Raw genomic sequence first — 14,376 nt, forward strand, 5'->3', positions numbered from 1 at the left:
CGTCGAACTGCGGTCGGCGACGGCGGGAGCGGGGAGCTTTACCCGCCAGTTCGATCGCATGGCCGAAGGCAACGGCCGAGCCGCCGACCAGATCATCGCCGCGCGTCGGGTCGCCGCTTAGGCATTCGCTCTCGATCGATAACTTGCGCGTATTCCGCTTGCAAAACCGGTCTCCGCTTTTGCGCAATACGCGCCAAGGGTCGGAGATCTTGCGCGCCTGATCGTCGGAGACCTCGGCTGGCCGCTGGGGTGTGGCAAAATACAATGATGTATTTTACATCATTGTAATCGTGTCAGACATCATTTATAATATCTAAAATCTTGATATCTAGCGTTGATCACATCCTTTCAGATGCGGGCAGCGCACGCTCCTGCGCATTGAGCAGAAACGCTCGCCGCGCTGGCGGGTGTCCTTGCCGATCATCCAGCGGATGGAGGCGAGCGAGGGCGAACACGCGCGCGGCGACGATGGCAACGGCGTGCGCCTGAAACAGCCGGACCTCCGCGCGGTTCCGGCCGCTGATACGGTCACCGAATCGCACGTACCGGCGACCCGCGCGCGATGCGAGGACTGTGTACGGGATGAGCATTGCCGAGGGACGACCCCAACCAATTCGCCAGCCGACTTTCGCAGAACTGTTCACGCCGAAACTCCTCACCGTGTTGCGCGAGGGTTACCGCGGCGCCGACTTCCGGGCCGATGTCGTCGCCGGACTCACATTGGCGATCGTGGCGCTGCCGCTTTCGATGGCCATTGCCATCGCTTCCGGCGTCACGCCGGATCGCGGCCTGACCACCGCGATCGTAGGGGGATTTTTTGTTTCGCTGCTCGGGGGCAGCCGGTTTCAGGTCGGCGGTCCCGCCGGCGCGTTCATCGTGCTGGTGGCGCTGACGGTCGAGCGTCACGGCATCGACGGCGTCATCCTCGCGACATTGATAGCGGGTGGGTTGCTGATCGCCGCCGGGCTGATGCGGCTTGGCACCTACATCAAGTTCATTCCCTATCCGGTTACGGTGGGGTTCACCGCCGGCATCGGCGTCATCATCTTTGTCAGTCAGATCAAGGACCTCTTTGGAATCACGCTGGCGCAGGAGCCGAGCCGGCTTATTCCGAAACTCGCGGCGCTGGCGCGGGCCGCCGATACCGTCAGCATGTCCACGATCATGGTCAGCATTATCGCTCTCGTCATCATCGTGGGCCTGAACAGGCTGCGGCCGACTTGGCCCGGCATGTTGATCGCGATCGTGGTCGCCGCCGGCGCCGCATGGGCGCTGTCGTTGCCGGTGGAGACGATCGGCTCGCGCTTCGGCGGAATTCCGCGCGAACTCCCGTGGCCGGTGTGGCCGACATTCTCGCTCGATAAAGTGCAGGCGGTGTTTCCCGACGCCGTAGCTTTCGCGCTGCTCGGATCGATCGAGTCGCTGTTGTCCGCGGTGGTGGCGGACGGCATGACCGGACGGCGGCATCGTTCGAATTGCGAATTGACGGCGCAGGGCGTCGCCAATGTCGCTTCCGCGCTGTTCGGCGGTATCTGTGTTACCGGATTGATCGCGCGGACCGCAACCAACATCCGCGCCGGCGCTCGCGGCCCTGTCGCGGGAATGCTGCATTCGGCATTCCTGCTGCTGTTCATGCTGATTGCGGCGCCGCTGGCGAGCTATATTCCGCTTGCAGCGCTTGCCGCGGTGCTGGCGGTTGTTGCCTGGAACATGGTCGAAAAGCGCGAATTCGTGACCCTGATCCGTGCATCGCGGGGTGATGCGGTCGTGCTGCTCGCCACCTTCCTGCTGACCATCTTCCGGGATCTTACCGAAGGCATTCTGGTCGGATTCGCGCTCGGTGCGGTGCTGTTCATCAACCGGATGGCGCAGACCACCGGCGTTGAAGCCGACATTCCGCTGGTGGCCGAGGACAAGGCCGACGACGCCAACGGCGATCGTCAGCCCTACGATGCCGCGCTGGTGGCTGATCCGGACGTCGTCATATACCGCATCACCGGGGCATTTTTCTTTGGTGCGGCGTCCGAGGTAGGGTCGGTGCTCGATGCGATCATGGAGCGACAAAAAGCGTTCGTCGTGGATTTCGCCGCGGTTCCGTTCCTCGACTCCACAGCAGCGAATGCCATCAGCCGGATCGCCGCCAAGGCGCAGAGGCAGGGAATCCCGTTTTTCGTCACCGGCGCGTCGACGGCGGTGCGCCGGGCGCTCCTGACTCACGGAGTGAGGCCACCGCGCGCGAAATTCCGGGAGACCATCGCGCGAGCCGTCGCCGACATCAAGGCGTCCCGCCATGCGCCGCCCGTCGCGGCGAAGGAAGCGCAACCAGTGCCATGAACCGCTCCAAACCACTTGCGGTCGCTCTGCCGTAGCCGATTGTGGGCTTATGGCATTGACAGCGGCCGCGCCTTGCATGATCTCATCCGATCGCGCCGCCTGATTGTCGGGCGTGCCACGCGACGGGACCAGCCATGTCAGCCGAGAGTAGAGTCGCTGCCGCCTGCCTGATCGGATGGCCTGCGGCGCATTCGCGCTCGCCCTTGATCCATCATTACTGGCTGCGCCTGTACGGCATCGATGGCGGCTATAGCATCGAGGCGATTCCGCCCGAGGGTCTCGCCGAATTCGTCATGCATCTGTCGATGCACGGCTTCGTCGGCGCCAACGTCACGATCCCGCACAAGGAACGGGCGCTGCAACTGACCCTACCCGATGCGCGTGCTGCGGCAGTCGGCGCCGCCAACACGCTCTATTATGAAGGCGAGACTTTGCGATCCACCAATACCGACGTCGAGGGTTTCATCGGCAATCTGGATGCCGCCGCGCCGGGTTGGGATCGCACCGAGGATGCGCTGGTGCTTGGCGCCGGCGGATCGTCGCGCGCCGTGGTGTTTGGGCTGATCGAACGCGGGATCAAGCGCATCCATCTCGCCAACCGCACCATGGATAGAGCACAGGCCCTCGCCGATCAATTCGGCGGAGCCGTCGTGCCGTTGACCTGGAGCAGGCTGGGCGAGGTGCTGCCGCGCGTTGGGCTGCTCGTGAATACCACCTCGCTCGGCATGGCGGGGCAGCCTCCGCTGAATGTCGAACTACCGCTGCTGCCACCGGACGCGGTGGTCGCCGACCTGGTCTATGTTCCGCTGGAAACGCCGCTGCTCGCGGCGGCGAAGGTGCGCGGTCTCAGGACCGCCGACGGTCTCGGAATGCTGCTGCATCAGGCGGTGCGCGGATTTGAACTGTGGTTCGGGCGGCGTCCGGTGGTGACGCCGGAATTGCGCGCTCTGGTCGAGGCCGATCTCTGCCCTCATTCGGCGACTTGAGTTTCGCGCCCGGATTTTTTAACCGTTCTAATCTGGCGGCCAATCAACGCTCTTTGTCTTGACCCCCATGAAAGCATGATCCAGTTGGTAGAGTGTCATCCTGAAGCGACCATTATGTCCGATTTTGAAACCAGTACCCCTGACCCCGCGGAAACCACGCCGCTGGGCCTTGCCCAACGCGGCTTTAGCGGCCGGGTCAGTGCGATCATGGTCGACGGCGATCATCTTGGGGTGTCGGCGATGGAAATCGAGCGGCGTCTGCTCGAACTTGGAATCGTCGAAGGCGTGTCGGTGCAGATTCTGCATGAGGGGCCGATCGGCCGGGATCCGATTGCGGTCCGCGTCAACGGCACGACGATCGCGTTGCGCCGGCGTGAAGCCATGGCGGTGATGGTCGGTGCTCACGACCGGGCAGCGAAATCGACCGCATGACCGTTATCGACACGAACGATTGGCGAATCGCCCTGATTGGAACGCCGAACAGCGGCAAGACCGCCTTGTTCAATGCGCTCACCGGCAGCCGGCAACGGGTAGCGAACTACGCCGGCGTCACGGTGGAAAGAAAGTCCGGGTTTTTGCAAACCGCATCCGGCCACCGGGTCAACCTGATCGACCTGCCGGGAACCTATTCCTTGCGGGGCCGCAGCCCGGACGAGGAAATCGCCCGCGACGTCATTCTCGGCAAGCTCGCGAGCGAAAGCCCGCCCGACTTCCTGCTCTGCGTGGCCGACGCCACAAATCTTCGTGTGGCGTTGCGTCTCGTGATCGAATTGAAGCGCGTGCACCGGCCGATGCTGCTGGTGTTGAACATGATCGACATCGCGCGGCGGCGAGGGGTCGATATCCATCTCGACAAGCTCTCCGCCGAACTCGGTGTACCGGTGGTGACCTCCACCGCCGTGCGGCGCGGCGGCATCGACGATCTGCTGCGGCATATCGACGGGATTGCCGGCAAGCCCGTCGAAGCCATTGTCGCAAGCGATTGGACGACGCCGGCTGTATCCGATTTGCGGACGGCGCAGCGCGAGGCCGATCGCGTGATCCGCGCCTCGGTCAGCGAGCCGACAAAGCCCGATACGTGGACCACGCGCGTTGACTCGGTGCTGCTGCATCCCGTGTGGGGCATGATCGCACTGCTGCTGCTGCTGTTCGTGATGTTTCAGGCGGTGTTCGCCTGGGCTGAACCGGTGATGGACCTCATCAAGGAAGGTTTCGACGTGGTCGGCGTGTACTCCGCGACCGTGCTGCCGGAAGGATTGCTGCAGAGCTTCATCCAGAACGGCGTGATCGCAGGTGTCGGCAGCGTGATCGTGTTCCTGCCGCAGATCCTCATCCTGTTTCTGTTCATTCTGCTGCTGGAAGACCTCGGCTACATGGCGCGCGCAGCTTTCCTGATGGATCGCATCATGGGCGGCGCCGGATTGCATGGCCGCGCCTTCATTCCGTTGCTGTCGAGTTTCGCCTGCGCGATTCCGGGCATCATGGCGACGCGGGTGATCGATAACAAGCGCGATCGGCTGACCACCATCATGGTCGCGCCGCTGATGACCTGCTCGGCGCGCATTCCTGTCTATACGCTGATCATCGCCGCCTTCATACCGAACAGGCCGGTGTTCGGGGTGCTTGGATTGCAGGGGCTCGTGATGTTCGGGCTCTATGCGGTCGGTATCTTCAGCGCGCTCGCGGTGTCCTTCGTGGCGAACCGCTTTTTCTGGCGCGACAGCGCGACGCCGCCTTTCATGCTGGAACTGCCGGATTACAAACTGCCGCAATTGCGCAGCGTGCTGATGAATCTCTATCAGCGCGCAATGGCGTTTCTGAAGCGCGCCGGCACCACGATCTTTGCCATGATGGTCGTGATCTGGTTCCTGGCGTCGTTCCCGCGTCCGCCGGCGGGCGCCACCGAACCCGCAATCGACTTCAGTCTTGCAGCCATGATCGGCCGCTGGATCGAACCGGTTCTGGCGCCGATCGGCTTCAACTGGCAGATCGGTGTTGCGCTGATTCCTGGGATGGCGGCGCGCGAGGTGGCGGTGGCCTCGCTCGGCACCGTCTATGCCATCGAGGGTGGCAAGGAGGCGGCCGATCAGGTCGGTCATATGCTGGCCGGACAATGGAGTCTTGCGACCGCGCTGGCGTTCCTGGCCTGGTACGTCTTCGCCCCCCAATGCGCCTCGACGCTGGCCGTCATCAAGCGCGAGACCGGCGGCTGGCGCTGGATGCTCATTACATTCTTCTACATGCTGGCGCTGGCCTATTTCGCCGCCTTCGTCACCTACCGCATCGCGCTGGCGCTTGGCTGGGGCTGAGCGCCGATCCGTCGCGCGGTTTTGATGCGCGGCGGCGCCAGCCTCGAAAAGGAGGCGGGTCAGCTTTTAGAGCGTTTTCAAGCGAAGTGGCTACCGGTTCGCGTAAAGAAAACGCGTCAAATCAAAAACATAGGGCTCCGCTTCTGATTCCATCAGAAGCGGAAAGGCTCTAGGCGGTCAAATTGCCAGCACGCGGCGGTCGATGTCGGCGATCGTGTTGACGCCGCACAGACCCATGGTCACGCTGAGTTCATTGGCGATGATGTCGAGCGCCTTGGTGACGCCGGGGCCGCCGAACGCACCGAGGCCGTAGACGTAGGCGCGGCCGATCATGCAGGATCTTGCGCCGAGCGCGAGCGCGCGCATCACGTCCTGGCCCGATCGGATGCCACCGTCGAACATGATTTCTATTGTCGATCCGACGGCATCGACGATGCTCGGCAGCACCTCAATAGAGGATTGCGCGCCGTCAAGCTGACGGCCGCCATGATTGGAGACCACCAGCGCTTCCGCGCCGGTCTTCGCCGCTTCCTTCGCGTCCTCGACGTCGAGAATGCCCTTGAGGACGAGCTTGCCAGGCCAGACGCTGCGGATCCAGTCGACGTCTTTCCAGTTCAGCGTCGGATCGAACTGCCCGGCGACCCAGCCCGCGACTGATCCGAGATCGTCGACACCTTTGACGTGGCCCGCGATGTTGCCGAAATTCCGGCGCTTCGCGCGCAACGTCCCGATCAGCCACGATGGCTTGCGTATGAAGTCGAGCATGTTGGAAAGGCTGAACAGTTGCGGCGGCACCGACAGGCCGTTCTTGATGTCCTGATGACGCTGGCCGAGCACCTGCAGGTCCACCGTCAGCACCAGCGCGCTGCATTTCGCCGCCATGGCGCGCTGGATCAATTCCCGAACGAAGCCGCGATCCTTCATGACGTAGAGCTGAAACCAGAACGGCTTCTCGACGCTTTCCGCCACGTCCTCGATCGAATTGATCGACATCGTGCTCAACGTATACGGAATGCCCGCGGCCTGGGCGGCGCGGCAGGCATGGATCTCGCCGTCGCTATATTGCATGCCGGTCGAGCCCACCGGCGCCAGGATCAGCGGCAGGCTTGCCTTTTCGCCAAGGATCGTGGTCGCGAAATCGCGCCTGGAAATATCGACCAGGATCCGCTGGCGAAACTTGATGGCCTGCAGATCGTCCCGGTTCGCTCGATATGTTTGTTCGGAATAGGAGCCGCAATCGACATAGTCGAAGAATGCCTTTGGCACGCGGCGCCTGTGGACCTCACGCAAATCCTCGATACAGGTGATGCGATGCATTGGCATGTCCGGCTGGTCATGTATTCGCTGCGCGCAACGCAAGCTCGATGCTGTTCATCGGCGCGGGCGCCGATTGGGCGCGGCCGTCAGACCCTGGAAAATCACCTAGCATTGGATGGTGGGTCCGTAAAACCCGGCCTGCCTCAGAGGAGGAACGGAACACGGCGCGGACCGTTATATCGATTACCCAGGAGAAGGCACGATGAGCGGTCACGTTGACAAGAACGACCAGAAGAAAAAGACAAAGACCAAAAAGGAGCTGGACGAGGAACTCGATCGTGGCCTGAGGGAATCCTTTCCCGGTTCCGACCCGGTAAGCGTAACCCAGCCGGCGCCCGCCAAGCCCGCAAAAGATAAAGCCGGGCGTCACTGAAACGCGCGGGCGGTGGGATCGCACCTCGCCATTGAGGATTAATGCATCTTTTCCAGGGGAAACCGTGATTTTTGTCGCGATATGGCGGTAACGATTCATTATATTTTTTGAAGTCGTTTTAGCTATCTGGGCGTTATAAGCGGCTTCGCGCTATGCTTGTCGTCCAACGATTCGGCGGACCAGCTTCAAGGCGGCGTGCGGTTTGAGGCCGTCGTGGGGGGTAGGATGAGCCGCAAGTATTTTGGAACCGACGGCATTCGTGGCCGTGCCAACGGCCTGATCACGCCGGAATTGGCGATGAAGGTCGGGCAGGCGGCCGGGCTGGTGTTCCAGCGTGGCGAGTACCGCCACCGCGTCGTGATAGGAAAAGATACCCGGCTGTCCGGCTACATGATCGAGTACGCGCTCGTTGCGGGTTTCACCTCGGTCGGGATGGACGTGCTGCTGCTCGGCCCGATGCCGACCCCCGCCGTCGCCATGCTCACCAAGTCGATGCGCGCCGATCTCGGCGTCATGATCTCCGCCTCCCACAATCTATTCGAGGATAACGGGATCAAGATGTTCGGACCTCGGGGCTTCAAGCTGTCCGACGAGGTCGAAAAACGGATCGAGCAATTGCTCGACGAAAATCTCGACAGGAAACTGGCGGAGAGTACAAGCCTTGGCCGGGCTCGTCGCATCGACGGCGTGCATGATCGCTACATCGAATTTGCCAAACGCACACTGCCGCGCGAACTCAGCCTCGACGGGTTGCGGGTGGTGATCGATTGCGCCAACGGCGCCGCCTACAAGGTCGTGCCGGAGGCGTTGTGGGAACTGGGCGCGGACGTCATTCCGATCGGTGTCGAGCCCGACGGCTTCAACATCAACAAGGAATGCGGCTCCACCGCGCCGGAGGCGCTGTGCCGCAAGGTTCGCGAGATGCGCGGCGATATCGGCATTGCGCTCGATGGCGACGCCGATCGGGTCATCATCGTCGATGAGCGCGGCCATGTGGTCGATGGCGATCAGCTTCTCGCCGTGATCGCGCAGAGCTGGAAGGAAGACGGTCGGCTGACCAAACCCGGGATCGTGGCTACCGTGATGTCGAATCTCGGTCTCGAGCGGTTCCTTGAGGGACATGATTTGTCGCTGGTGCGGACGCCGGTTGGCGACCGTTACGTGCTCGAGCAGATGCTGAAGCACGGCTACAATCTCGGCGGCGAGCAATCGGGCCATATCATCCTGTCGGATTATGCGACCACCGGAGACGGCTTTGTGTCGGCGCTTCAGGTGCTCGCCGTGGTGCAGAAGCTTGGCCGCCCGGTCTCCGAGGTCTGCCACAAGTTCGAGCCGCTGCCGCAGATCCTGAAGAACTTCCGCTATCGCAGCGGCAAGCCATTGGATCGTGCCGAGGTCAAGTCGGCGATTACCGCGGGCGAGAAGCGCCTCAACGGCCACGGCCGTCTGCTGGTTCGTTCGTCCGGAACCGAGCCGGTGATCCGCGTGATGGGTGAGGGCGACGACCGTATTCTGGTCGAGGAAGTCGTAGACACGATCGTTTCAGCGCTTGGCGGTCCGGCAGCGGCGTGAACCCGTCGATAGTCTTAGTCGCTGTTCCGACCCCGCGAGCACTTGCCGGTGCATCCCTGCTATAATTAATTATCGCTGGTTGGCCGGGGGCTTGCGTCGTAACAGGCGGCGCTCCTAACAATCCGGAATCTGTCGTGGACAAGTCCATCATCGCTTCTGAGGAAACACTGGTCGCGCCGGTCGTGGTTCCCACGGCTACCGAACAGGCGAGCGCCGGTCCCGCTTATCTCGTGCTCGGCGGCATCAGCTTTTCGCATTTTCTCAACGATACGATGCAGTCGCTGATTCCCTCGGTCTATCCGATCCTGAAGGAAAACTACGCGCTCGACTTCGCCCAGATCGGCATGATCACATTGGCATTTCAGGTGACCGCATCGCTGCTGCAGCCCGTAGTCGGGTATGTCACCGACAGGAAAGCGCAGCCGTTTTCACTCGCCATCGGCATGGGCTCTACTTTCGTCGGACTGCTGTTGCTCAGCGTGGCGCACGTCTACGGAATGATCCTGATCTCCGCGGGGCTCATCGGTCTGGGATCGGCGGTGTTCCAGCCGGAGTCCGCGCGCATCGCGCGAATGGCCTCGGGCGGCCGCTACGGATTCGCGCAATCGGTTTTTCAAGTCGGCGGGAATTTCGGCGCGGCGATGGGACCGGTGCTGGCCGCGCTGATCATCGTGCCGTTCGGGCAGCCCAGCATCGCCTGGTTTTCATCGATCGCCTTCGTCGCGATCGTTCTGCTGTTTCAGATCGGCCGCTGGTACAAGCCTCGGATTGCGCCACGCCGGAGCGCCAAGCCGGCTCGCTCGCCGGAGGCGCCCACGGCCACGCGCACCGCGGTCGCGCTGGCGATCCTGATCGTGTTGGTGTTCTCGAAATTCATCTACATGTCGAGTCTCACGAGCTATTACACCTTCTATCTGATCGAGAAGTTTCACGTCTCGACGCAGACCTCGCAACTGTTGCTGTTCGTGTTTCTCGGTGCGGTGGCCGTCGGCGTCTATTTCGGCGGCCCGCTCGGTGATCGCTTCGGACGGCGCTATGTGATCTGGTTGTCGATCCTCGGCGTGCTGCCTTTCACGCTGCTGCTGCCGTTTGCGAATCTTCCTGGCACCGTGGCGTTGAGCGTGATCATCGGCCTCATCATCTCGTCGGCGATGCCGGCGATCATCGTCTTCGCGCAGGAACTGATGCCGCACCGGTTCGGCATGATCTCGGGAATGTTCTTCGGTTTCGCGTTTGGCGCAGCGGGTATAGGTGCAGCGATTCTCGGGGAGGTCGCGGACGCGAAGGGGATCGAGTTCGTCTATCAGATCTGCGCGTTTCTGCCGGCGATCGGCTTGCTTGCGATGTTCCTGCCGAAGATGCCGAAAATCCCACGCGCGTAATCGCGGTTCCTTCGTCAACGAACTGTTAGCATCTGTGGCAGCGTCGAGGCGATTTGTGTCGCGAACACTTTTGCTTGCCCGACGATTTGCACCGAATATCAACCTTAAAAATTAGGGTTAAGCGGCGCTTAAGCATTTGGTGTCATCGTCCGTCCGATTTCGGGAGTGGGGGCCTTCGCCGCCTCATCGGACAAAGGGACGAAGCTGATGCGTAGAGTTAGATTTCTCATTGCCGCCGGAGCGGCATCACTGTTGTCATCGGCCGCCTTCGCCGCCGACATGCCTCTCGCGCCCCCGCCGTATGCTCCGCCGCCGGCCGCGGATTTCGGCGGCTGGTATCTGCGTGGCGACATCGGCATGAGCAGCCAGAGCGTCAAGAAGCTCGACAACGCTCTCTACAGTACGTTGACGTCGCTCAACCAGCGCACGGGATTCGACAGCGCAGGCATCTACGGTATCGGCGTTGGCTATCAGTTCAACAATTGGCTCCGCGGCGACATCACAGGTGAATACCGTGGCAAGTCGAACTTCCACGGACTCGACATCATCACGTTCGACAACGGCGGTACGCCGGGCTTCGGCTCCGATACCTACACGGGCAGCAAATCGGAATGGCTGTTCCTCGCCAACGGCTATGTCGATCTAGGCACTTGGTATTGCGTCACCCCGTTCATCGGCGCCGGCGTCGGCATGTCGCGCAACACGATCTCTAATTTTGTTGATCAGGGTGTTGGCTCGCTGGCTGGTGGAGGTATCGGACCGAGCCTGGCCTATGGTGACAATGCATCAAAGTGGAATTTCGCCTGGGCGCTTCATGCGGGCCTCGCTTACAAGGTCACTAACAACCTGACGCTCGAGATGTCGTATCGCTACGTCAATCTCGGTAACGGAGTTACCGGCGATCTTCGGACTTTCGACGGAACGAACAGCGTCTATAATCCGATGCAATTCCACGACATCACGTCACAGGACGTGAGATTCGGTATGCGTTGGGATCTCAACAGCCCGCCGGTCTATGCGCCGCCGCCGCTGATCACCAAGGGCTGAGCCCGCTTTTTCTGAATACCTCTTAACGGCGCGGGCGTTGTCCGCGCCGTTTTGTTTGTGGGATGTGCGATCGACAACGCGTCAAATGTGCGTCTATCGCCTCGCGCGACAACGATTGATTAAGGTTAACAGGCGATGATTGCAGTTAACCAAGCTGTGTCGATGGAGCGTTGCAATGCGTAGACTTCTAGTAGCGGCAGTCATCTTCGGGGCGGCGCAGGGCGCGCATGCCGCCGACATGCCCGATCTTCCGGTTCTGCGCGGATCGCTGCCGGAGGGGCTCAGCACCGTTCGCACGGTATGGCAGGGCTATTACATCGGCGGGCAGGCGAGCTACGGTTCGGTAACTTCCAAACCGTCTCCGTCGTTGAACAGCGATCTTCAAAGCACAGTATTGCCGGCGGCCGGAGGTACCTACCCATGGCAACCGCTCGGCTCGGCTTCGGCGAATGATACGGGGTGGGGCGCTTTCTTCGGCTACAACTCGCAGTGGGACGATGTGGTTGTCGGTATCGAGGGCAACTACATTCACAGCGGTCTGAACGCCGTTACATCGTCGACCGGCTATTCCCCGGCGGGGGGAATCCCGACCATGACCGCGACGTCCAACGCGACGATCCGTTCGACGGATTTCGGTTCAGCCCGATTGCGCGCGGGCTATGTCATTGGCTGTTTCCTGCCTTATGCGTTCATTGGCGGCGGCATGGGTAGCCAGACCGTCGACCGGAGCGTTGACGCGACTCCGAAACCGTACGTGGCTTTGCCGAACTTGCAGACGAGCGTCACAAAGACCAACCTCGTCTACGGCTATTCCGCTGGTGTCGGCGTGGATGTGATGTTGATGGCCGGTCTGTTTCTTCGCGCCGAATATGAGTATCAGCGCGTGACGTCGACGATCGAATCGAACATCAACAGCGCGCGCGTCGGTCTGGGCTACAAGTTCTGATCGCGAACGGGCGCACGAGGGCGCTTCGATCTTGCCTTCGAAGCAACGCCGGCGATCATTGATTAGCGAGGGTGTAGGCGGGACGTCCCGTCCGACAAGGTTCCCCGCGCGCGTTCTCCGGACTGTGTTTGTTTTTGCCGCAGGGGGAACTGGAACGGCGGTGAATGCCGCCCGTTGATTCCATCCATAGAGATGGAGCAACGCATGCAATCCCGACTGACTTTCTCCGCGGTCGTCACCGCAACCGTCATCAGTTTGCTCGCATTGAGCGCCTATGGCGCGGGTATTGGCGGACCGAGTGTGACCGGGGGCGGATCCGCAGGGATGCCGAGCGCAGGCTCGGTGAATACTCAGAACTCGGGTTCGGCCGGCATTCAATCGGCGCCCGGCGGTGCCTCGACGACCGCCCCCGGCGTGGGTCTGAACGGGCAGCAAGGTGCGACAGGCATGGGAACGGGCAACCAATCCGGTGTTCCCAATACGTCCGCGCCCGGACACATCGGTACCGGTGCGTCGCCGAGCGGTTTGCCTGGCGATGATCCCAATGCACCCGGCTATCCTGGCCGCGTCGGTAACTAGCGCATTGCAGATCGAATAATTCAGACCTCGCATTTAGGCTAAAGACTGGTGGTCCATGGCGCGTGGCGGGTCCCGGGCCGATGTCCGCTCCGTACGTCCGAATAGCAATGCGGAAGCGTTCCGATCTTTCGCCACCCTTAGGCAATCCCTTAGGCAATCGGTCCTGCCTTTGGTCTCTTGGCAGTCGCGGTTCGGAATATCCTTGACGAAAGCGGGTGATTCCCATATCCCCAGCGGCGGGACACCTCCCCCCAACGGGAGGCTTGCTATCTGGAAGGATAGATCATGACCGTTGCGAAGCCCGCTTCGCGGCCGACCGTGCCGCATTTCTCTTCCGGCCCCTGCGCCAAGCGCCCCGGCTGGACCCCACAAAATCTCAAGGACGCAGCCCTCGGCCGTTCGCACCGCGCGAAGATCGGCAAGGCAAAGCTCAAGCTCGCGATCGAGCTGACGCGCGAAGTTCTGGAGATTCCGGCCGACTACAAAATCGGCATCGTGCCGGCGTCCGATACGGGTGCCGTCGAGATGGCGCTGTGGTCGCTGCTCGGCGCGCGACCCGTCACCATGATCGCCTGGGAATCCTTCGGTGAAGGCTGGGTCACCGATGTCGTCAAGCAGTTGAAGCTCAAGGACGTCACGACGCTGAAGGCGGACTATGGCGAACTGCCCGATCTTTCCAGGGTCGATCAAGCGTCCGATATCGTTTTCACCTGGAACGGCACGACCTCGGGCGTGCGCGTGCCGAACGCCGACTGGATCAAGGCAAACCGCGAAGGTCTGACCATCTGCGACGCGACGTCGGCCGCATTTGCCCAGCCGCTCGACTGGGCCAAGCTCGATGTCGTGACCTTCTCCTGGCAGAAGGCGCTCGGCGGAGAGGGCTCCCACGGCATGCTGATCCTCAGCCCGCGCGCTGTGGCGCGGCTTGAGAGCTACACCCCGCCATGGCCGATGCCGAAAATCTTCCGCATGACAAAAGGCGGCAAGCTCATAGGCGGCATTTTCGAGGGCGAGACCATCAACACGCCGTCGATGCTGTGCGTCGAGGATTATCTCGATGCGCTGAATTGGGCGAAGTCGGTCGGCGGCCTCAAGGGTATGATTGCGCGCGCGGACGCCAATGCCAAAGTAATCGCTGACTGGAAGGCGAAAACGCCATGGATCGATTTCCTGGCGAAGGACCCGGCGATCCGCTCCAACACCTCGGTGTGTCTTAAGTTTACAGATCCTGCGATCACGTCGTTGCCGGCGGATGCGCAATCCGATTTCGTCAAGAAGCTCGTCGCCACTGTCGAGAAAGAGGGCGCGGGTTACGATTTCGCCTATTACCGCGACGCGCCGCCGGGGCTGCGTATCTGGTGCGGCGCCACCGTCGAGGCGAGCGACGTCGCGCTGCTGACGCAGTGGGTCGACTGGGCGTTCGCCGAGACCAAGGCCTCGCTCGCGAAAGCGGCGTAGTTTTTTCTCTCTCCCCTTGCGGGAGAGGGTGCTGAGCGGCGGAGCCGCGAAGCGGGTGAGGGGTTCAATATCC

12 protein-coding genes are annotated in these 14,376 nt (G+C 61.8%); 10 read left to right on the forward strand and 2 right to left on the reverse strand.

From position 1 onward, the window contains the following. Positions 1-582: 582 nt before the first annotated feature. The 4 genes from BGN91_RS05640 to BGN91_RS05655 all read left to right on the forward strand — a co-directional run bounded on the left by BGN91_RS05640 (position 583) and on the right by BGN91_RS05655 (position 5,629). Entirely contained in the window at positions 583-2,334 is a 1,752-nt protein-coding gene (locus BGN91_RS05640) for a SulP family inorganic anion transporter (protein ID WP_292611287.1), read from the forward strand. Positions 2,335-2,468: 134 nt separating this feature from the next. After that, a complete protein-coding gene (locus BGN91_RS05645) occupies positions 2,469-3,320 on the forward strand; it encodes a shikimate dehydrogenase (protein WP_292611289.1) in 852 nt (283 codons plus the stop codon). 114 nt (positions 3,321-3,434) lie between these two features. Next, positions 3,435-3,752 (forward strand): FeoA family protein, encoded by a 318-nt coding sequence (locus tag BGN91_RS05650; protein ID WP_292611336.1) that lies wholly within the window; start codon positions 3,435-3,437, stop codon positions 3,750-3,752. Further along, entirely contained in the window at positions 3,749-5,629 is a 1,881-nt protein-coding gene (locus BGN91_RS05655) for a ferrous iron transporter B (protein WP_292611291.1), read from the forward strand. Before BGN91_RS05650 ends, BGN91_RS05655 begins: the two co-directional genes overlap by 4 nt. Before the next feature lie 177 nt (positions 5,630-5,806). Here BGN91_RS05655 and BGN91_RS05660 read toward each other — a convergent pair whose 3' ends face one another. Both BGN91_RS05660 and BGN91_RS05665 read right to left on the reverse strand, forming a co-directional pair. Continuing rightward, positions 5,807-6,946, reverse strand: a complete 1,140-nt coding sequence (locus tag BGN91_RS05660) for an alpha-hydroxy acid oxidase (protein WP_292611293.1) — start codon at positions 6,944-6,946, stop codon at positions 5,807-5,809. 16 nt (positions 6,947-6,962) lie between these two features. Continuing rightward, complete coding sequence (locus BGN91_RS05665) at positions 6,963-7,418, reverse strand: hypothetical protein (protein ID WP_292611340.1); 456 nt, start codon at positions 7,416-7,418, stop codon at positions 6,963-6,965. 126 nt (positions 7,419-7,544) lie between these two features. Here BGN91_RS05665 and glmM point away from each other — a divergent pair, with 126 nt between their 5' ends. From glmM to BGN91_RS05695, 6 genes are all read left to right on the forward strand, one after another. Next, positions 7,545-8,891 carry a phosphoglucosamine mutase gene (gene glmM / locus BGN91_RS05670; RefSeq protein WP_292611294.1) on the forward strand — a complete coding sequence of 449 codons (1,347 nt, stop codon included), beginning with the start codon at positions 7,545-7,547 and terminating at the stop codon, positions 8,889-8,891. A 134-nt stretch (positions 8,892-9,025) separates the two neighbouring features. Further along, positions 9,026-10,273 (forward strand): MFS transporter, encoded by a 1,248-nt coding sequence (locus tag BGN91_RS05675; RefSeq protein WP_292611295.1) that lies wholly within the window; start codon positions 9,026-9,028, stop codon positions 10,271-10,273. Positions 10,274-10,480: 207 nt separating this feature from the next. Further along, positions 10,481-11,320 (forward strand): outer membrane beta-barrel protein, encoded by an 840-nt coding sequence (locus tag BGN91_RS05680; RefSeq protein WP_292611297.1) that lies wholly within the window; start codon positions 10,481-10,483, stop codon positions 11,318-11,320. A 238-nt stretch (positions 11,321-11,558) separates the two neighbouring features. Beyond that, entirely contained in the window at positions 11,559-12,266 is a 708-nt protein-coding gene (locus tag BGN91_RS05685) for an outer membrane beta-barrel protein (RefSeq protein WP_292611298.1), read from the forward strand. Between the two features lie 204 nt (positions 12,267-12,470). Continuing rightward, a complete protein-coding gene (locus BGN91_RS05690) occupies positions 12,471-12,845 on the forward strand; it encodes a hypothetical protein (protein ID WP_292611300.1) in 375 nt (124 codons plus the stop codon). Between the two features lie 285 nt (positions 12,846-13,130). Further along, positions 13,131-14,303 carry a phosphoserine transaminase gene (locus tag BGN91_RS05695; protein WP_292611302.1) on the forward strand — a complete coding sequence of 391 codons (1,173 nt, stop codon included), beginning with the start codon at positions 13,131-13,133 and terminating at the stop codon, positions 14,301-14,303. Positions 14,304-14,376: the final 73 nt, after the last annotated feature.

Source organism: Nitrobacter sp. 62-13 (assembly GCF_001896955.1).
Lineage (GTDB): Bacteria > Pseudomonadota > Alphaproteobacteria > Rhizobiales > Xanthobacteraceae > Nitrobacter.

What these genes read in the sequence shown, in the direction of transcription:
- BGN91_RS05640 (WP_292611287.1), top strand. Translation starts at nt 583, where the DNA reads ATGAGCATTGCCGAGGGACGACCCCAACCAATTCGCCAGCCGACTTTC.
- BGN91_RS05645 (WP_292611289.1), top strand. Translation starts at nt 2,469, where the DNA reads ATGTCAGCCGAGAGTAGAGTCGCTGCCGCCTGCCTGATCGGATGGCCT.
- BGN91_RS05650 (WP_292611336.1), top strand. Translation starts at nt 3,435, where the DNA reads ATGTCCGATTTTGAAACCAGTACCCCTGACCCCGCGGAAACCACGCCG.
- BGN91_RS05655 (WP_292611291.1), top strand. Translation starts at nt 3,749, where the DNA reads ATGACCGTTATCGACACGAACGATTGGCGAATCGCCCTGATTGGAACG.
- BGN91_RS05660 (WP_292611293.1), bottom strand. Translation starts at nt 6,946, where the DNA reads ATGCATCGCATCACCTGTATCGAGGATTTGCGTGAGGTCCACAGGCGC.
- BGN91_RS05665 (WP_292611340.1), bottom strand. Translation starts at nt 7,418, where the DNA reads ATGAATCGTTACCGCCATATCGCGACAAAAATCACGGTTTCCCCTGGA.
- glmM (WP_292611294.1), top strand. Translation starts at nt 7,545, where the DNA reads ATGAGCCGCAAGTATTTTGGAACCGACGGCATTCGTGGCCGTGCCAAC.
- BGN91_RS05680 (WP_292611297.1), top strand. Translation starts at nt 10,481, where the DNA reads ATGCGTAGAGTTAGATTTCTCATTGCCGCCGGAGCGGCATCACTGTTG.
- BGN91_RS05685 (WP_292611298.1), top strand. Translation starts at nt 11,559, where the DNA reads ATGCCCGATCTTCCGGTTCTGCGCGGATCGCTGCCGGAGGGGCTCAGC.
- BGN91_RS05690 (WP_292611300.1), top strand. Translation starts at nt 12,471, where the DNA reads ATGCAATCCCGACTGACTTTCTCCGCGGTCGTCACCGCAACCGTCATC.
- BGN91_RS05695 (WP_292611302.1), top strand. Translation starts at nt 13,131, where the DNA reads ATGACCGTTGCGAAGCCCGCTTCGCGGCCGACCGTGCCGCATTTCTCT.